The organism is Pedococcus sp. P2_F6 (assembly GCF_056403675.1).
On record NZ_JBFUEZ010000002.1, the window covers coordinates 214104 to 231468 of the forward strand.

The 17365-nt window shown below is 65.4% G+C and carries 18 protein-coding genes; 9 read left to right on the top strand and 9 right to left on the bottom strand.

Annotation, left to right across the window (positions count from 1 at the left end):
• Positions 1-2 precede the first annotated feature (2 nt).
• Genes tsdA through AC1DWP_RS06460 form a run of 4 tightly spaced genes read left to right on the top strand, consistent with a single transcriptional unit; the run spans position 3 to position 3791 of the window.
• A complete protein-coding gene (gene tsdA / locus AC1DWP_RS06445; protein WP_477613632.1) occupies positions 3-992 on the top strand; it encodes a gamma-resorcylate decarboxylase in 990 nt (329 codons plus the stop codon).
• On the top strand, positions 989-2101 hold the full coding sequence (locus AC1DWP_RS06450) for a maleylacetate reductase (protein ID WP_477613633.1): 1113 nt from the start codon (positions 989-991) through the stop codon (positions 2099-2101). Before tsdA ends, AC1DWP_RS06450 begins: the two co-directional genes overlap by 4 nt.
• Complete coding sequence (locus AC1DWP_RS06455) at positions 2098-2970, top strand: intradiol ring-cleavage dioxygenase (protein WP_477613634.1); 873 nt, start codon at positions 2098-2100, stop codon at positions 2968-2970. Before AC1DWP_RS06450 ends, AC1DWP_RS06455 begins: the two co-directional genes overlap by 4 nt.
• Positions 2971-2981: 11 nt before the next feature.
• Positions 2982-3791 carry an IclR family transcriptional regulator gene (locus tag AC1DWP_RS06460; RefSeq protein WP_477613635.1) on the top strand — a complete coding sequence of 270 codons (810 nt, stop codon included), beginning with the start codon at positions 2982-2984 and terminating at the stop codon, positions 3789-3791.
• A gap of 95 nt (positions 3792-3886) precedes the next feature.
• Here the strand turns inward: AC1DWP_RS06460 and AC1DWP_RS06465 are convergent, their stop codons facing one another.
• On the bottom strand, positions 3887-4783 hold the full coding sequence (locus tag AC1DWP_RS06465; protein ID WP_477613636.1) for a LysR substrate-binding domain-containing protein: 897 nt from the start codon (positions 4781-4783) through the stop codon (positions 3887-3889).
• 78 nt (positions 4784-4861) lie between these two features.
• On the opposite strand from AC1DWP_RS06465, the gene AC1DWP_RS06470 reads away from it, so the two are divergent.
• From AC1DWP_RS06470 to AC1DWP_RS06480, 3 genes are read left to right on the top strand one after another with little or no spacing between them, the layout of a single operon-like run.
• On the top strand, positions 4862-6079 hold the full coding sequence (locus tag AC1DWP_RS06470) for an acetyl-CoA C-acetyltransferase (RefSeq protein WP_477613637.1): 1218 nt from the start codon (positions 4862-4864) through the stop codon (positions 6077-6079).
• Positions 6080-6081: 2 nt separating this feature from the next.
• Positions 6082-6864 carry a CoA transferase subunit A gene (locus AC1DWP_RS06475; protein WP_477613907.1) on the top strand — a complete coding sequence of 261 codons (783 nt, stop codon included), beginning with the start codon at positions 6082-6084 and terminating at the stop codon, positions 6862-6864.
• Between the two features lies 1 nt (position 6865).
• Positions 6866-7543, top strand: coding sequence for a 3-oxoacid CoA-transferase subunit B (locus tag AC1DWP_RS06480; RefSeq protein WP_477613638.1), 678 nt, complete (start codon positions 6866-6868; stop codon positions 7541-7543).
• A gap of 112 nt (positions 7544-7655) precedes the next feature.
• Here AC1DWP_RS06480 and AC1DWP_RS06485 read toward each other — a convergent pair whose 3' ends face one another.
• The 6 genes from AC1DWP_RS06485 to AC1DWP_RS06510 all read right to left on the bottom strand — a co-directional run bounded on the left by AC1DWP_RS06485 (position 7656) and on the right by AC1DWP_RS06510 (position 14115).
• Positions 7656-8384, bottom strand: a complete 729-nt coding sequence (locus AC1DWP_RS06485; RefSeq protein ID WP_477613639.1) for an HAD-IA family hydrolase — start codon at positions 8382-8384, stop codon at positions 7656-7658.
• 23 nt (positions 8385-8407) lie between these two features.
• A complete protein-coding gene (locus AC1DWP_RS06490) occupies positions 8408-10126 on the bottom strand; it encodes a glycoside hydrolase family 3 protein (RefSeq protein WP_477613640.1) in 1719 nt (572 codons plus the stop codon).
• Positions 10127-10269: 143 nt separating this feature from the next.
• On the bottom strand, positions 10270-10989 hold the full coding sequence (locus tag AC1DWP_RS06495; RefSeq protein ID WP_477613641.1) for a cyclase family protein: 720 nt from the start codon (positions 10987-10989) through the stop codon (positions 10270-10272).
• Between the two features lie 260 nt (positions 10990-11249).
• Positions 11250-12260, bottom strand: coding sequence for a sugar ABC transporter substrate-binding protein (locus AC1DWP_RS06500; RefSeq protein ID WP_477613642.1), 1011 nt, complete (start codon positions 12258-12260; stop codon positions 11250-11252).
• A gap of 38 nt (positions 12261-12298) precedes the next feature.
• The gene (locus AC1DWP_RS06505; RefSeq protein WP_477613643.1) at positions 12299-13363 is read right to left on the bottom strand and encodes an ABC transporter permease; all 1065 of its coding nucleotides are present in this window, start codon (positions 13361-13363) and stop codon (positions 12299-12301) included.
• Positions 13360-14115, bottom strand: a complete 756-nt coding sequence (locus AC1DWP_RS06510; protein WP_477613644.1) for an ATP-binding cassette domain-containing protein — start codon at positions 14113-14115, stop codon at positions 13360-13362. The genes AC1DWP_RS06505 and AC1DWP_RS06510 overlap by 4 nt, the downstream gene beginning before the upstream one ends.
• A 76-nt stretch (positions 14116-14191) precedes the next feature.
• Here AC1DWP_RS06510 and AC1DWP_RS06515 point away from each other — a divergent pair, with 76 nt between their 5' ends.
• A complete protein-coding gene (locus AC1DWP_RS06515) occupies positions 14192-14950 on the top strand; it encodes a TetR/AcrR family transcriptional regulator (protein ID WP_477613645.1) in 759 nt (252 codons plus the stop codon).
• A 701-nt stretch (positions 14951-15651) separates the two neighbouring features.
• Here AC1DWP_RS06515 and AC1DWP_RS06520 read toward each other — a convergent pair.
• Entirely contained in the window at positions 15652-16044 is a 393-nt protein-coding gene (locus AC1DWP_RS06520; protein WP_477613646.1) for an ester cyclase, read from the bottom strand.
• A gap of 107 nt (positions 16045-16151) precedes the next feature.
• Between AC1DWP_RS06520 and AC1DWP_RS06525 the strand changes: the two genes are divergently transcribed.
• On the top strand, positions 16152-16688 hold the full coding sequence (locus AC1DWP_RS06525; RefSeq protein ID WP_477613647.1) for a PadR family transcriptional regulator: 537 nt from the start codon (positions 16152-16154) through the stop codon (positions 16686-16688).
• A gap of 332 nt (positions 16689-17020) precedes the next feature.
• On the opposite strand, the gene AC1DWP_RS06530 is transcribed toward AC1DWP_RS06525, so the two are convergent.
• Positions 17021-17101: a hypothetical protein gene (locus AC1DWP_RS06530; RefSeq protein ID WP_477613908.1), complete on the bottom strand. Its 81-nt coding sequence runs from the start codon at positions 17099-17101 to the stop codon at positions 17021-17023.
• Positions 17102-17365 lie beyond the last annotated feature (264 nt).

Genomic DNA, 17365 nt, shown 5'->3' on the forward strand with positions numbered 1-17365 from the left:
TCATGAAAGGCAAAATCGCGCTCGAAGAGCACTGGGCGATTCCCGAGACACTCCAGGACTCCGCCGGCTTCGTACCCGGCACCTACTGGGACGAACTGCAGAACCGACTCCTGGACGTCCAGGGACGTCGCCTGGAACTCATGGACGAACATGGCATCGATACAATGATCCTGTCCCTGAACGCACCTGCCGTCCAAGCGATCCCAGACCGCCGGCGCGCCATCGAAATCGCCAAACGCGCCAACGACGCCCTCGCCGAAGAGTGCGCCAAACGTCCGGATCGGTTCCGAGCCTTCGCCGCGCTGCCCCTCCAGGACCCCGACGCCGCCGCCCAGGAACTGCACAGGTGCGTCACAGACCTCGGTTTCGTCGGCGCCCTCGTCAACGGGTTCTCCCAAGACGACCAACATGGCAACGGACAGGAGCCGCTCTACTACGACCTACCCCAGTACCGCCCATTCTGGGCCGAGGTTGCACGGCTCGACGTCCCGTTCTATCTCCACCCACGCAACCCGCTCGCACAGGACGCCCGAATCTACGACAACCATCCCTGGCTGCTCGGCCCCACCTGGGCTTTCGCGCAGGAGACGGCCGTCCATGCGCTGCGACTCATGGCCAGTGGCCTGTTCGACGACCACCCCTCGCTTCAAATCGTCATTGGCCACATGGGCGAGGGCATCCCGGCAATGCTGTGGCGCATGGACAACCGCAATGCCTGGGTCGACCTTCCACCCACCTACCCGGCCAAGCGACGCTTCGTCGACTACTTCACCGAGAACTTCCACATCACCACGTCGGGCAACTTCCGCACCCAGTCGCTCATCGACGCGATCCTCGAGCTCGGTGCCGACCGCATCATGTTCTCGACCGACTGGCCCTTCGAGAACATCGACCACGCAGCCAACTGGTTCGACGCAGCCTCACTTTCAGAGGCGGACCGCACCAAGATCGGGCGAACCAACGCAGCCTCGCTCTTCGGCCTCGACCGATGAACGCCGAACCGGCACCCCAATCCGCACTCCACGGGTTCACCCACACGACAGGGCCGGCCCGCATCGTGTTCGGGCGCGGCTCCCTGGCACAGATCCCCGAGGAGGTCGCACGAGCCGGGGTACACCGCGCGCTGGTTCTCACGACCCCCGAACAGGCCGAGCACGGCGCCGCGCTGGCTGCCTCCCTGGGCGACCTGTCTGCAGGCGTCTTCAGCAACGCGACCATGCACACTCCAGTCGCCGTGACCGACGAGGCCGTCACCACATTGCGCGCATCCGGCGCAGACGGAATCGTTGCCCTAGGCGGGGGATCCACCACAGGGCTTGGGAAGGCAATCGCCAGCCGCACGGGAGTGCCCCAGATCGTGGTCCCCACCACCTATGCGGGCTCAGAGGTCACCCCGGTTCTAGGCGAGACCCAACATGGGGTGAAGACCACTCGCAGCGGCCCGGAGATCCTGCCCGAGGTCGTCATATACGACCCATCCCTGACCGACACCCTGCCCGAAGCCCTCACGGTGACCAGCGGCCTGAACGCGATGGCGCACGCTCTCGAGGGTCTTTACGCACGCGACGGCAGTCCACTCTTCGCCGTGCTAGCCACGGAGGGTCTCCGGGCCTTCCGGGAAGCACTGCCTGCACTCCACCGCGACCCGAGCGACCAGCACGCCCGTGATACGGCCCTTTACGGGGCGTGGCTGTGCGGCACCGTGCTCGGAGGCGTAGGCATGTCCATCCACCACAAGCTGTGCCACACCCTCGGTGGAAGTCTCGACCTGCCCCATGCCCCCACCCATGCAATCCTCTTGCCGCACACCATGGCTTTTGTCGCTGAGGCAGCCGCGGAACAACTCGCCCCGGCACGTGAACTTTTCGGAAGCCCGCTCGGGACGAGCCTCTATGACTTCTCCAGCGTCGTCGGTGCCCCGCAACGGCTTGCTGACCTGGGCGTGACGGAAGCCGACCTCGACCGTGTGGCAGACCTTGCCCTCACCTCCCCGTACTGGACTCCCCGACCCCTGGAACGTCACGGCATTCGCTCCTTACTTCAAGATGCGTGGGCGGGGCACCGGCCCGGCTCAAGCGCCTCGGACGCAGGCAAGTCATGACGTTCTTCACCGAGGAGCGCTCAGCCGAGGAAGTCCTGGGACGCACAGGCCCCGACGCCAACCCACGCATGGCACAGATCATGACAAGCCTCATCCAGCACCTTCACGCGTTCGCGAAGGAGGTGGCCTTGACCGAGGCTGAGTGGGAGCACGCAATCGCATTCCTCACCAGCACGGGACAGTTGTGCAACCACGAAAGGCAGGAGTTCATCTTGCTCTCCGATGTGCTCGGACTCTCGATGCTCGTGGACGCGATCAACCACCACCGCCCTAAGGGCGCGACCGACAGCACCGTGTTCGGCCCGTTCCATGTCACCGACGCACCCATCCGCAGCATGGGTGAGAACATCACCTTCGACGGCAAGGGTGAGAGCTGCCTGTTCACCGGACGCGTTCTGGACCTCACGGGCTCCCCTATCGCAGGCGCATGTGTGGACGTGTGGTCAGACAACGCTGACGGCTACTACGACGTCCAACAGCCCGACATCCAGCCGCAGTGGAACAACCGCGGCAGGTTCATCACCGGTGCCGACGGCGCTTACTCCTTCCGCGGAATCAAGCCAACGTCATACCCCATTCCCGACGATGGCCCCGTCGGTCAACTCCTCGGTGCGCTCGGCCGCCACCCGTACCGGCCAGCGCACGTGCACTTCCTCATCACCGCCGTGAACTACGAACGACTCGTCACGCATACATTCGCAGCAGGTGACGACTACCTCCGCTCCGACGCTGTCTTCGGGGTCAAGGAGTCCTTGGTGACCAACTACGAGCGCGCGGACCACGACACCACTTGGCGGTGCAATTTTGACTTCGTGCTCACCCCGGACCCCCCTGACAACCTCGCATTCCCGCACCTGATCCACCGATAGACTCGTCCACTGTGCAACCGAACGACGTGCCTCAGCCGCAAGAGGCACCTCCAAAAGGCCAGCAGCAGGGCATCCAGTCCGTCGAACTGGCCATGTCGATCGTTGAGACCATTGAAGCTGGCCTCGGTCCAATGAGCCTCACCCAGATTGCCCATGCCGCCAACATGGGCGCGAGCAAGGTCCACCGCTACCTCGTGAGCCTGGTCCGCACGGGCATGGTCGTGCAGTCCCACAGATCCGGGCTATACGACCTTGGTCCGGCGATGCGCCGAATCGGTGTCGAGTCTCTGCGTCGCCTCGACGAGGTCGGCCTCGTGTCTGAACATCTTCCTGACCTGCGCGACCGAACCTCCCACGCCGTCAACCTCGCCGTGTGGGGTGACCACGGACCGATTCTGGTTCGCTGGGACTATGGGTCCTACGCTCTGCCGATCACGGTACGCGTCGGCGCAACACTGCCACTCTTGACGTCCTCGGTCGGCCGCGTCTACCTGGCCTACCTGCCCGACTCCCTCACGAGGCCAGTCCTGGAAAGTCAGATGTCGACAGACACGGGACGCCCGCCGAACGCGGCAGAACTCGACCGGATCCGGTCCGAAGTCAAGCGTCGCGGTGCCGCCGTCACGTCCGGCGGGGTTATCCCCGGCGTGGCGTCCATCGCCGCCCCGGTATTCCCCCCGGGAGAGTCCATCCCGCTGGTCATCGCAGTGGCGCTACCCGCCCGCATCGCTGACAATTCGGAACTGGCACGCATCGAGTCCGAACTGCAGCAGACCATCGACCGTATTCGTCTCGACCTGGGCTCGTCTCGTGGAGCCTGACCACCGTCACCCTGGCGGCCCTCGACCCAGACCCATCGGCAATGGCTTCCATGGCACGGCCAGACTAGGGGACAAGAACGCAGCAAGAACTGCCGCTACGGCTCGAGCGCGCCGCCCGTCATCTGCGTGAGGACTTCGGCGGCCCGCGCCACATGCGGGGCGCGCTCACCTGCCCGCGTCGCCATACAGAGCTCAACCGCAGACCGTGGCGTCAGCGGCCTGAACGTCGCCCCGGGCACGCCGAGAGCAGACACTGGCTCAGGGACGAGGGCAACCCCCAGCCCGGCAGCGACAAACGTGACCATCGTTGAGGTCTCGGCCACCTCCTGCCTCACGCGGGGCACGAAGCCGGCATCCTGACACAGGCTTGCGACGACACCGCTCATCACTGAACGTCCCTGGCCCGCGTGCATGATGAAGTCCTCATCCCTGAGGTCACTGACTTTGACACGCTTGCGCGCACTGAGCCGATGCCCCTCCGGCAGCGCCACGATCAGCTTGTCGTGGCGCAGCGTCCGCAGCTCGATCTCAGAGCTGTCAACTGGTGGTCTCAGAAGGGCCAGGTCGATGTTTCTTGCGACCAGCGCCTCAACCTGCGCCGGTGCGAGCATCTCGCCGCGAAAGCTGAAGTCAACGCGCGGCAGCTCCTCTCGCAGCCTGCGCGCCAGGGCTGGCAACAGGCTGTACGTCGCGGACCCCACACAACCCACGACCAACCTGCCCTCCGTGCCGGCCGCCACTCGCCGCACCTCCCTCGCGGCGTCCTCGACCTCCCACAGCACAGAACGCACCCGGTCCAGGTAGGCCACCCCTGCAGCCGTCAGCTCAACCTTGCGCGTCGTACGCCTCAAGAGCTCCACCCCGAGGCCCGCCTCCAGCAGCCGGATCTGCTGCGACAGCGGAGGTTGCGCCATGTGCAGCCGAGCCGCAGCCCGCCCGAAATGCAATTCCTCAGCAACCGCAACGAAGTAGCGCATCAGACGAAGTTCCATCTACTCATACTCGCACAGTTCTAATAACGCTCGAATAGGTACTTCTCTCTTCTGAGCCGACTGCGTACCTTCGAAGGCATGGACATTGTGATCTGCCACCCGATGCGCACTCCGGTGGGCCGGTTCGGAGGCACGCTGGCGGCTCTGACCGCGGCCGACCTCGTGGCCGGGCTCCTGCGAGAACTGGCGCACCGCGCGAACCTGTCCGATGGCGACGTCGACGACGTCATCCTCGGGCAGGGCTACCCCAACGGTGAAGCCCCCGCGATCGGACGCGTCGCTGCACTCGACGCCGGCCTGGGCACATCCGTGCCGGGAGTGCAGGTGGACCGTCGATGCGGGTCCGGCCTGCAAGCGGTCCTCTACGCCGCAGGCATGGTGTCCACCGGAGCGGCCCGACTGGTTGTCGCCGGAGGCGTCGAGTCCATGTCCCAGGTGGAGCACTACGCCCTCGGACTACGCACCGGGATCCGCAGCGGCAACGTCCAGCTCGCCGACCGCCTGGCACGGGCCCGCGAGACCGCGGGCGGGCAGCACCACCCCATACGCGATGGAATGATCGAGACCGCAGAGAACCTACGTCGCGAACATGCGATCAGCCGTCGCGCACAGGACGAGGTCGCCCACCGTTCCCACCAGCGAGCCATCGCCGCCCACGCAGCAGGCCGATTCGCCGACGAGCTCGTCCCCGTCGTAGTAGCCGGCACCCGCGGCAAGCCCGACCTGGTCATCGACCAGGACGAGCATCCACGGGCCGACACGACGATGGACACCCTGGCCGCCCTCCCGCCCGTGCGCCGCACGGTCGACCCGGGCTCCACCGTCACCGCCGGCAACTCCAGCGGCCAGAACGACGGAGCCGCCCTTTGCATCGTCACCACCCGCACCGAGGCCAAACGCCGGGCACTTCAACCCATCCTCGCGCTGCGCTCGTGGGCTGTCGCCGGGGTCGCACCGGAGACGATGGGTGTCGGTCCAGTGCCGGCAACTGCAGCGGCCCTGACCCGGGCGGGCCTGAGCCTCGCCGACATGGACCTGATCGAGCTCAACGAAGCATTCGCAGCCCAAGTGCTGGCGTGCCTGGGCGAGTGGAGAATCGACGCGCAAGACAACCGGCTCAACCCGAACGGGTCCGGAATCTCCTTAGGACACCCGGTCGGTGCCACAGGAGCACGCATCCTGGCGACGCTGGCATACGAACTGCGGCGCCGCGGGGGACGATTCGCACTCGAGACGATGTGCATAGGCGGCGGTCAAGGGATTGCCGCCGTCTTCGAGAATGTGGACGCCGCATGAGCCTGGACAAGGTTGTCAGTTCTGCAGCCGACGCAGTATCCGACATCCCCGACGCTTCCAGTCTCGCCGTCGGGGGGTTTGGCCTGGCCGGCATTCCTTGGTTTCTCATCGAGGCACTCGTGCACGGAAACGTCACCGATCTGACCGTCGTCTCCAACAACTGCGGTGTCGATGGTGCGGGGCTTGGGCTCCTGCTGGAACGCGGCCGGATCTCACGCGTTATCGCTTCATACGTCGGTGAGAACAAGGAGTTCGCTCGCCAGTTCCTCGCCGGAGAGCTGCACGTCGAACTCACCCCACAAGGAACGCTGGCCGAACGACTCCGGGCTGGTGGGGCAGGACTCGGCGCCTTCTACACACCCACGGGTGTGGGCACCTTAGTGGCCGACGGGGGCCTTCCTTGGCGCTACGGACCCGACGGCTCGGTCGCCGTCGCGTCCCCGCCCAAGGAGGTGCGCACGTTCCACGGCAGACCCATGGTCCTGGAGGAGTCCATCGTTACCGACTTCGCCCTCGTGCGTGCGGCCGTGGCAGACCGGGCCGGCAACTGCGTCTTCCACGCGTCGGCACGCAACTTCAACCCCAACGCCGCCATGGCCGGACGAGTCACCATCGTCGAAGCCGAGCGAGTGGTAGAGGTCGGCGAGCTCGACCCCGACAACGTTCATCTACCAGGGGTTTTCGTGCAACGTGTCGTTGCCCTCACCGCCGAGCAGGCCGCGCGCAAGGAGATCGAGAAGCGCACCACCCGCCACCGTCCATCACCCATGACGCAGGAGAGCTGATATGCCGTGGTCCCGTGACGAAATGGCAGCGCGCGCGGCAGTCGAGCTGGGCGACGGTGAATACGTCAACCTCGGCATCGGTCTACCCACACTGATACCGGCTCACTTGCCCGATGACTCCACGGCGACCCTGCACGCAGAAAACGGCATCTTGGGCGTCGGACCCTTCCCGTACGACGAGGGCGTCGACCCAGACCTGATCAACGCCGGCAAGCAGACCGTCACCGTCCGGCCAGGCGCCGCCTACTTCGACTCCGCGCTCAGCTTCGCAATGATTCGAGGAGGCCACATTGATGTGGCTGTTCTTGGCGGCATGCAGGTAGCCAGCAACGGGGACCTAGCAAACTGGATGGTGCCCGGCGCAACGGTCAAAGGCATGGGCGGAGCCATGGACCTGGTGAGCGGCGCTGGACGAGTGATCGTGTTGATGGAGCACTCCACTCGCACCGGCCAGGCGAAACTGGTGGCACGCTGCACCCTGCCGTTGACCGGTCGGAATGTGGTGAAACGCGTCGTCACTGACCTGGCTGTTCTCGACGTGATCGACGACAGGTTCGAACTGGTCGAGCTTGCTCCCGGCGTCACCGTGGACCAGGTTGTGCTCGCCACATCGGCGACAGTCGTCGACCGCACCGGAAGTGGTGCGAACCAGCCCGGAGGCGCACCGACCCACGCCTGAGCACGACAGACAGACGCAGGAACGCGCCCCGCTCGCACGGACTACTTCAGCGTGTCCACCCTGCGGGATCGCGCCATGGCCGATGCGCTTGGCCTGGGGCGTCGTGCGCCAGTCAGGGCGATGGAGCTGAACGGAGGGAGTCGAGGAGCTGGTCCAGTTCGGTCACGACAGTGTCAGCGCCTTCGGCAGCCAAGGTGGCGGCTCCGACGCCGCGGTCCAGCCCGACGATGAGCCCGAACAGGCCGGCACGACCAGCGCGCACTCCGGATGCGGCGTCCTCCACCACCGCTGCCTGACCTGGGAGGAGCCCAAGAAGTGAAGCCGCTCTGATGAACGTGTCCGGGGCGGGCTTGCCTGGCAGCCGCTCACCCGCGGCGTATCCTCCGTCGACGACGACTTCAAACCAGTCCGCAAGGCCCGCAGCTGCGAGCACCTCAGGGGCGTTCTTCGAGCTGGAAACGACAGCAACCTGGCAGCCTCGTTTCACCACTGCGTCTAGGAAGGCGACACTGCCCGGATAGGGAACGACGCCGCCGCTGCGCAGAACGAGATGGAACGCGTCATTCTTGCGGTTCCCCAAGCCGCACACGGTCTCCACGTTGCTCGCGTCCGATGGGTCCCCCTCGGGAATGTGTATGCCGCGACTCTCCAGTAGGGCGCGTACGCCGTCGTATCTGGGCCTGCCGTCGATGAACGAGTAGTAGTCGGCATCCGTGTACTCGGCCACGCCCGCAGCGGCCAGGTACGGATCGAAGACTGCTGCCCACGCCCGCATGTGGACGTCGGCCGTGGGAGTCAGGACTCCGTCGAGGTCGAACAACCATCCACGGATCTCAGCCACCGTCACCGGTGTCCGATCGCCGCTCACAGTGCTGCGTCCCAGTGTCCGACGAATGGATCCACCGGGCTTTGCCCTTGCGCGGGCTGTTCACCGAAGAGCACAGCCAGGGCCGCATCGACCGTGGAAGGGGTCGGGGTGTACCCATTGATTGCCGTGCGAATCATGGGCACGTCCTGCAAAACGTACGGGTCAGCGATCGAGACGAGCGCCGTGGGAAGGCTGGCAACATGCCTCGGCGCGTCGTGGCCCTGCCACGGCGTCCAGGCGATCCTGAGGCTGTTGCTGTTGCCAGTGAATCGAAGATTCGCGAAGTACAGACACAGGTCATAGCGCTCGTTGAGGTGCTCAGCTGCAGCCGGGTCCCCATGCTCTGACGGCACTTTCACCACATCCACCGTGAGGCCACGCTCGCGCAGGCCCTCGACGAACCGCGGCGCGAATGGGCCGCTGGGGTCGTAGAACGTGGGTTCGTCACCGAGAACGAACACCAAGACCCGGCGGTGCACGGCGGGGTTAAGGGGCAGCAGTTCCTGCGTGTCCTTGACCAAGGTGACGGATCGGCGCGCGACATCATCTCGCGCGACGGCATCGACCTCGCTCGAGCCCAGATGGCCTGGGTCACGCGTCGCTGGCCGGTGGAGACCGGCGGACGCCTTCGTGGCCAGTACTCGCCGCACCGAGTCGTCGAGACGTTCGGCCGGCACAGCGCCCGAGCGGGCGGCGTGGAGAAGGATCTCGAAATCCTCGACCACTGACAGGTTCCCCAAGAGCATGTCGATGCCGGCATTCAGGGCGGTGGGCAGCGCCTCTCGGCGCGTCATGACCGAAGTGAATCCGGTCATCACGGTGTTGTCGGACACGATCAGCCCGTTGAACCCCAGTTGGTCGCGCAGCACGTCGCCCAGCAGTTCCGGCGCCAGCGAGGCGGGCATGAGCTGGTGGGGCTCTATGCCGGGTCGCAGGGACCGGCTCAGTGCCGGCTGGCGGATGTGCCCGACCATGATCGTGCGGGCTCCGGCGGCGATCACGGCACGGTACACGTCACCGAAAGTCGCCTGCCAGGCATCGACGTCCAGATCGTTGTTGGACGTGACGAGGTGCTGATCACGTCCGTCGACACCGTCGCCGGGAAAGTGCTTGGGCGACGTCACGATCGAACGCTGCTCCAACGCTCGGATGTAGGCGGAGCCGAACGTCGCAACCGTCTCAACGTCCTCACCGAAGGTGCGAGTGTTGGTTATGGGGTTGGCCGGGTTGACCGCAACATCAACCACAGGCGCAAAGGCCCAGTTGATGCCCACGTCGTAGGCGATGCGCGCGCAGTGCGTGGCCAAGAGCTCAACAGCGGTGACGTCGCCAGTGGCCGCGAGCTGCATGGGGTTCGCGAACGCTTCAGCGTCGGTGAGGAAGTTGACGGCACCGGACTCGAGGTTGGCTGCCACGAGTAATGGGATCGGGCTACGCACCTGCAAGCTACTGACGTCGTCACGCGCCTTGTCTGTCGGGCGGGGCAGCATCAGCACACCACCCGGTTCGATCCCGTCGCCCTGCAACTGTCCCCACCAAGTCGGAACGTCGTCCGTGCGCAGGTAAAGGCACAGCAGTTGACCGACCTTCTGCTCGAGTGTCATCCCGTCGAGGGTCTGCTCGACCCAGAAACGGTCATCGACGTCGAGGTTGAAAGGTGCTTCACCAACGTCGACGGGGCGGTGCGTCATGGAGGAAGAAGTGCGAGCAGTCATGTCGTGTGATCGACCAATCGGGAGAGGGGCGGAACAGTAGGTCCCACCGGGTGGTTGTGTGGCGGTGTTGGCGCGGCGGCCGGTTCCCAGCCCGGCCGTTGCCTGTGACGTGCCTTTGCACGAGTCGTTTCGCGTTGTGGGAGCTAGAAGATCGCGATCGGGTTGACGGGTGAGCCGGTAGCCCCAGGAAGCGGAAGGGGGACAACGACGGACATGAACTCCCACGTCGACTGCGTCTCACATGCTTGGGCGATCGGGGTGAGGTTCGCCATGTCCACCAAGGGCACTCGCAGACTCGTCAAGAGCAGCACATGCCACGGCACTGGGATCCCTTCGACCTCTGAAGGTGTTCCGTCCATGCCGAAGTCGGTGACAACCACCGACGGCTCCACGCTGGCCAACCACGTCGCGCACGCGATGCTGAGCCCGGCCTCGGGCTCGTGACCCAGACTGTCGTCGGAGAACCGCTGTCGAGTCCGCCCGAACCGCAACCACAGAGCATCACCGCGCCGGACCTGGACGTTCTGCCGTTCTAGCGCACCGGCGATGTCGAGAGGTGTAACGACGTGCCCTGGTGGCACGGGTGAGCCAACCAGTCCAGGCACGTCCACCAGCACGCCGCGCGCAACGATGGCTCCGCTAGTCAAGACCTGACCGGCATCGGTGTGCGCGGCGTTGGCAGCCTCCGAGGTTGAGGGCGCCAACCCTTTCCCCTCCTCGCCACCGTTGCCATCGCCGTCGGCGAGCCAAGCGAAGTGCGAAAAGGCGTCGATGTGAGTCATTGACGCCGAGCCATGGAGGTCGAGCTCGATTCGGTCATTGACCGAGTGCCACGCATCAGCCTCGTCGACCCATTGGACCAATCGGTAGGGTCCTCCCGGGCCGTCCGAAGTTTCCCCCGGGGCGGCTGGTCCCTCACCTGCAGCCACCACCAGGCCATGACGGACCAAGCCGGCAGCGGCGACGATGGTCGAGGGGTCCGGCCGCCGGGCCGTGGAGACCCGCAAGCTACTGCGCAACCGGTCGAATTCGTCCCTCGAGAGCAGCGTGCGAGCGGGCTCAGGCATTGCGGGTCCCTTCGTCAAGCTGAGGGCGGCGGCGCGGTCGCGCCGCCGCCCTGCGATCAGCAGCCGGCGCGGTACAAGAAAGGCTTCGTAGCCGGGTCGTCCACGTTCTTGGACGTAATCACCTGGTTCGCGACGGCCTCCTTGCCGGCCGGGGTGACCGGACCGCCGTTCGGGTGCGCCTTCAGGTAGTCAACGAGGGCCTGAACGGACTTGGCTCCGATGTCGGTGGGGTTCTGCGCCACCAGCGCGGTGATCGTGCCAGCGCGCAGCGCGTCAACCTCACCCGGGACCGCATCGAAGGCGATGAGGGCGATCTTGCCGGCCTTGTCGGCCTGCTTGATGGCGGCCGCGGCCCCCAGGGCATCCGGGCCGTCCGCGGCGATGACAAGCTTGAGGTCCGAGTGAGCAAGGATCAGAGAAGAGACGGTGGTCGTCGTCTTGTTGACGTCAAAGCCGCTGTAGTCCGTTGGGAGTGCCTTCAGGTCCGAACGCTGCTTGGCCACAGCTTCCACGAAAGGCTTCGTGCGCTGTTCCAAGGGCGGGATGCCGGGGGCCCCTCCCAGGAAGACCATGCTGCCAGCGCCCTGCGGGATCAGGTCAGCAACGTCCGCGGCCAGTGGGGCCGTGTCCGTGTCGCTGAAGATCGCCTTGAACTCGCTCTGCGGGTCCGTGCTGGACTGAGTGACGACCGGCACGCCCTTGGCCATCTGCTGCTTGTACTGGGCGATGAACTGGTTGTTGTTGAACGGGCTCACGAGCACGCCGTTGGGCGACCCAAGGAGCGCGGTCTGGAAGTTGGACGACATGGTGTTGGCGTCTGGGGTCGTCGAGTTGTACGTCTTCAGCTCGACGCCGAGCTCCTTCGCCTTGTCCAGCGCCCCACACGAGATCGATGCGAAGAACGGGTCTGAGGTATTGGGCAGAACGGCTGCCAAGCGAATGCTCTTGGCGGCGCTGGTGGATCCGGACCCTGCGTCGTCGCTGCCGGCGCAGGCACTGACGGTGAGCCCGAGGGTCGCGACGGCCGCGACGACGCCGGCACGCCGCCAGGTGTGAAGGTTGTTCATGAGAGTCTCCAAATGTGGTGTGAGAGGGGGTGGGCGAATCAGACAGCGGAGCGGTTACGTCGGAGCGTGGCGACGCGGTCGAGGAGAACGGCAAGGAGTAGGACGCTGCCGACGACGATCAGCTGCCAGAAGGCAGAGACGCCGAGGATGACCAGGCCGGCTTGCAAGATCACGGCCAAAGCGGCGCCCCACAAGGTTCCAACGACCGAGATGTACCCGCCCTCAAGCAGCGTCCCGCCAATGACGGCAGCGGTAACTGCCCCGAGCGCGTCGTTGCTGTGTCCGGCGATCGACGTGGAGCCAAACCTGGACAGGTCGATGAAGCCGGCGATTCCCGCGAGGCCCCCGCCTAGAACAGTCAGTGTGATCAGGTACCCGCGGACACGGATCCCCGCGCGCTCGGCTGAGGTTCGGGCCGATCCGATGGCGCGGACGCGCATTCCGAAGCGAGTGAACCGGACAACCGCCCACAGGGCCGCGAGCGTCAGGATGGCTGCGATGGCAGGCACGGGCACCGGGCCCAGGGTGCGCAGTCCGATATCGGTCTGCAGCGCGACGGGCAGGGCGCCGATGTCGGTTCCTCCGCTGAGCAGTAGCGCCGTTCCGGTGCCGATACCCAGCGTTCCCAGCGTCGCGATCAGTGAGTTGATTCCGCCGACAGCAATGAGCAGACCGTTGATCAGCCCGAAGAGCATGCCGGTAACGACTGCGGCGGCCAGACCCACGACGATGGCGAGCCAGGGTGAGTCGTAGGACGATGCCGCACCAGGAGTGCTTTGGAAGTTGTGCATCACCTGAGCGCCGATCACCGACGACAGCACGAGGTTCGCGCCCAAGGACAGATCGAAGATCCCGGCGCCGAGCATCATGGCCAAGCCGAGCGCTAGCAGGAGTGTCTGAGAGATGCTGAGCATGAGTGCTTCGGCGTTCGCTTGGGACCAGAACACGTTGTCGGGCGACAACGCCGTGAAGATCGCCACGAGCGCGACGTCCAGCAGCAGGATCCAGGCTGCGCGGGTGCGCAGCCAGGTGGCAACGCGGGATGTCTGCGCTCGTGCGCGGTCATCCGCCGTTGTCGCAGCGGTGGCGGTGTTCGCGCTCATGCGACGTCCTCCTTTCGGTAGCCGACCATGGTGGCGACCAGGTCGGGCACGGTGAGTCCGTCGGCTGGGGCGTCGAGGACGGTCTCCCCGCGCCAAAGAACGGTGATGGTGTCGGCGGCCTTGAGGATGCGCGGCAAGTCGTGGGAGATCACCAGTACTCCGAGGCCCCGGGCGGCTACCGTCCGCATGAGCTCGGCGATGATTTCGGACTGGCGTGCGCCCAGTGCGGCGGTGGGCTCGTCCATCAGCACGGCGACACGAGCCCACATGACTGCGCGGGCTACGGCGACGGCCTGCCGCTGTCCACCGGAGAGCTCACGCACCGAGACGGTCAGCGACGGTAGCTTGATGCCCAGCTCGGACAGGGCGACATCGGCACGTTCTGTCATCTCGCGTCTTGAGAGTGTGCCAAAGGCCGGCCCGGTCAGTTCGTGTCCGAGGAACATGTTTTCCACGACCGACAGGTGAGGCGCGAGCGCGAGGTCCTGATGGACCGCCTCGAGGCCGAGGGCCTGTGCGTCTCGAATGCTGTGTAGTCGAACCGGTTCGTTGTTGATGATGACGTCGCCGTGATCGGGCTTGTTGATGCCGAGCAGCGTCTTCATCAGCGTTGACTTTCCTGCGCCGTTGTCGCCGACGAGGGCGACAACCTTGCCCGCGGGGACGATCACGTTGGCATTGCGCAACGCCTCGACGTGACCGAAGCGCTTGGCCACCTTCTGGCATCCGACTACGCAGTCGTCGGCTGCCATGGAAGTCCTTGTGAAGAGGTGAACATCGTTGGTCTCCATTTCACGCACCGCTTCAGTGCGATGCCCGTACGCTAACATGAAAACTAACGCATGTGTAGGTTTTCATTTTGAGAATCTGTCAGCCACCGCGCAACGGGCCGCGGCCGCACGGCGTGAAAGGATCACGGCGCACGGGAAGACCAAAAACCTGGGAGGTCGGATGGGCAGCGGACGGCCCCGGCATTACGCACCAGGCATCGCGCGGCGCGAGGCGATCATGGTGGCTGCCTTCGAAGCCTTCGGGAAGATCGGCTACTGGAACACGACCATCGCCCAGATCGCGGAGGACTGCGGTGTGACTCGCGCGGGGCTGCTACACCACTTCCAGACCAAGGAAGCCTTGCTCGAGGCTGTGCTGCAACGTCGCGACGAGCTGAACCGTGGGCAGATCTTCCACGGCACCCTCGACCCGCGTGGGAATCCGCGCGACTTCTTGCAACGAATGGTTCGCCTGGTCGAGCGCAACGCGTCACAACCCGGAATCGTCAACCTCTTCGCCGTCCTCGCGGCGGAGGCCACACACCCAGAGCACCCAGCGCATGCCTACTTCGTCGCCCGGTACTCCACTGTCCGCGGGTGGCTTCGAGATGCCCTCGAAGCCCTTCAGTCCAGCAACCAGATGCGCGAAGAAGTTGACGTCGAGCGCGTCGCGATAGAGCTGACAGCCCTGCTGGACGGACTGCAGGTTCAGTGGCTGTACTCCCCCGACCTCGTCGATATGCCGTCTCAGTTTCGAGTCAGGGTCGATGAACTCCTCAGGGAACCGCTGAACATGGCGCTTCCACATCGTGGCTAGGTGTACTGACCGTGCGCATTGGTTCGGTCGGCACCGATCGTGGCTTCTCCCTGCGGACTCACAAGACGCTGGTCAGCGTCCCAGCTGGAGTAACCAATGAACAGCTGACCACCGCGTGCCAATGGAGGTCGCCCGGCTGAGTCCAAATATTGGGTCCGACAGGCGCTGATTGTGCGGGTCGCCCGCTTGGCGTGGTCTCGGCTGGTCAGGAGGGTGTTCCAGGGGGTGTGCCGAGCCGCCTGGAAGGTCTCCCGCACCAATGGCAATACCCAGAGTGTTACCGGCCAGGGAGCGCATGCCCTGCAGTGCGCGTCGGAGGCTACCGATCTCTTCTCGCGGATCCGCCGCAAGCACTTACTTGATGAAGTGCCGGCGCAGGACGAACGCCTTGCCACCGATTAGGATCGCGCCTCGCCGTCAGGGAGGCGACGAGCGGCGGGCTCTCGCCGTCGGTGAGGCCGACGAGTCAGACTCGGCGAGTAGATCTCCGCCTTCTCCGCCGATCCAGACCAGATGTGGACCCGATTGCGGGACCACCAAAACGAGCCACCCATCCCATGGGGGAGCCGGTAGGTCGCCTCTTGCGGTGTACCCGCGCCGGTCGGCCCCAGTCGGGTGAAGGCCTTCGCCCTCTGCCACCGCGAGGAACGGCACCCCGGCAGCGGCAATCCCGCGCGGCAGAAGGCTCGGCGCTACGAGGATCAGGGCGCCGGCAGGGCACCGATCTGCTGCATCGCCCCAAGGAGATCGGGCTGGCCTCGTTCGCCGACGATCCGGCCGTCGGCCAGGTAGTAGAAGTTCATGGCCTGCACCGAGATCTTGTTGCCGCTCGCCGGGATCCCGAAGAATTCACCCTCGTGGGTTCCCCGCATGGTGAACCGCGCGGCCACGGTGTCGTCTTCGGTGACCGTCTCCTCCAGCGTCCACTGGATGTCGGGGAAGGCGCCGCGCATCATCCCGAGGACTTCCATGTACCCATCGGGCCCATGCAGTGGTTCCGGGTGACTGGGCGCATGGAACACCGCGTCCGCAGAAATGACCTCGCGGGCGAGATCCTCGTTCCCCGTGTTGATGAACTCGACGAAGCGGTTCATCACTGACTCGGTGGACTGCGATGGCATCTTGCTGTGCCTCTCCGGAGACGTTTGGGTGGGCAACTCGAGCGTAACATCGATTCGATGTCGCGTGCGAAGATGGACTCATGCTGGAACTCGCGATACTCGGCTTCCTGGCCGAGGGACTCCTGCCTGGACACGAGCTGCGCCGCCGCACCTCACAGCTGACCGGCTACACGCGGCCGGTCAGTGACGGCAGCCTGTATCCAGCGATCAATCGCCTGACCAGGGCTGGCTTGATCGAACGGCGCTCCGACCCAACCGCGGGGGCGGCCCGATACATGCTCAGCCTGACCGCGGCCGGACGGACCGAAATGCTTCAGCGCCTGCGCAAGCCCGCCGACCACGAGATCACCGACTTCACCCGGTTCTACGTCGTCCTGGCATTCCTCTCCCTCCTGCCCGCCGTGGCCGAACAGCACGCGGTGCTGCGCAGACGGTTGGAGTTCCTGGAAGAACCGGCGAGCTTCTTCTACGACAACGAGCGGCCCCTGCGTGCCGAGGAGATCGCTGACCCCTACCGGCGGGGGATGCTGCTCACCGCCCGCGCCACCAGTCGCGCCGAGCGGGCCTGGCTGCGCGAGACCCTCGGGGAGAAGCAGCCCGCATTCGACACCACATGACCGACAGCGATCCGCACGGGTCCGCCGCTCCCGCGAGCAGACTGCGTCCACGGAGGTACCCCCAATTGCCAAGGGCTGAACATGCCGTTGTCCCTAGTGGCACATGCGCCGGCTCAATGACGTGCGAACAGGCAGCGGCTGGGATGCAGGGTTCCCCAAACCGGTCTCTTGCGACGATCGCCGACGATGACGCGGGCGTTCGCACACTGGTGTCCGTGGCTGTAGTCGGGCTGCGCTTGCATCGGTACAGGTTGAGGACGGACGACAGGCAATCGAAATGCTGCTCGACCAGTCCCCCAGCGTGGACCTACTCGACGTGACGATGTCCGGTTTCAGTGGGATCGGAGTCTGCTGGTGTGCAGCTGCGGGTCACGCACGCGGGAGTCCCAGTGATCAAACCCCGCCGCGACCACACCACGGACCGGTTCACTGACTACCCGCCACGACCGGTCCGGGTGGTGAACACCTCACGCGCAGCCCGATGACGAAGAAGTTTTCACTTATGTGCAAGTCAATGCATACTCGTGAATACTATGGATGTCACTTCACGAGTCGCATCGAGGCCCCTGGGCCTCGCCATGGCTGAGCCGTCCATGCGTAGCGGGCTAACCCGGCTTTGCCCCGCGGCTCATCCACGAGAGGCGCGTGGTGCCGAGGAGGGTCGGCGGTGTGTTGCT

What these genes read in the sequence shown, in the direction of transcription:
- AC1DWP_RS06505 (WP_477613643.1), bottom strand. Translation starts at nt 13,363, where the DNA reads ATGAGCGCGAACACCGCCACCGCTGCGACAACGGCGGATGACCGCGCA.
- AC1DWP_RS06470 (WP_477613637.1), top strand. Translation starts at nt 4,862, where the DNA reads ATGGACATTGTGATCTGCCACCCGATGCGCACTCCGGTGGGCCGGTTC.
- tsdA (WP_477613632.1), top strand. Translation starts at nt 3, where the DNA reads ATGAAAGGCAAAATCGCGCTCGAAGAGCACTGGGCGATTCCCGAGACA.
- AC1DWP_RS06455 (WP_477613634.1), top strand. Translation starts at nt 2,098, where the DNA reads ATGACGTTCTTCACCGAGGAGCGCTCAGCCGAGGAAGTCCTGGGACGC.
- AC1DWP_RS06490 (WP_477613640.1), bottom strand. Translation starts at nt 10,126, where the DNA reads ATGACTGCTCGCACTTCTTCCTCCATGACGCACCGCCCCGTCGACGTT.
- AC1DWP_RS06525 (WP_477613647.1), top strand. Translation starts at nt 16,152, where the DNA reads ATGCTGGAACTCGCGATACTCGGCTTCCTGGCCGAGGGACTCCTGCCT.
- AC1DWP_RS06500 (WP_477613642.1), bottom strand. Translation starts at nt 12,260, where the DNA reads ATGAACAACCTTCACACCTGGCGGCGTGCCGGCGTCGTCGCGGCCGTC.
- AC1DWP_RS06510 (WP_477613644.1), bottom strand. Translation starts at nt 14,115, where the DNA reads ATGGCAGCCGACGACTGCGTAGTCGGATGCCAGAAGGTGGCCAAGCGC.
- AC1DWP_RS06480 (WP_477613638.1), top strand. Translation starts at nt 6,866, where the DNA reads ATGCCGTGGTCCCGTGACGAAATGGCAGCGCGCGCGGCAGTCGAGCTG.
- AC1DWP_RS06450 (WP_477613633.1), top strand. Translation starts at nt 989, where the DNA reads ATGAACGCCGAACCGGCACCCCAATCCGCACTCCACGGGTTCACCCAC.
- AC1DWP_RS06515 (WP_477613645.1), top strand. Translation starts at nt 14,192, where the DNA reads ATGAAAACTAACGCATGTGTAGGTTTTCATTTTGAGAATCTGTCAGCC.
- AC1DWP_RS06520 (WP_477613646.1), bottom strand. Translation starts at nt 16,044, where the DNA reads ATGAACCGCTTCGTCGAGTTCATCAACACGGGGAACGAGGATCTCGCC.
- AC1DWP_RS06465 (WP_477613636.1), bottom strand. Translation starts at nt 4,783, where the DNA reads ATGGAACTTCGTCTGATGCGCTACTTCGTTGCGGTTGCTGAGGAATTG.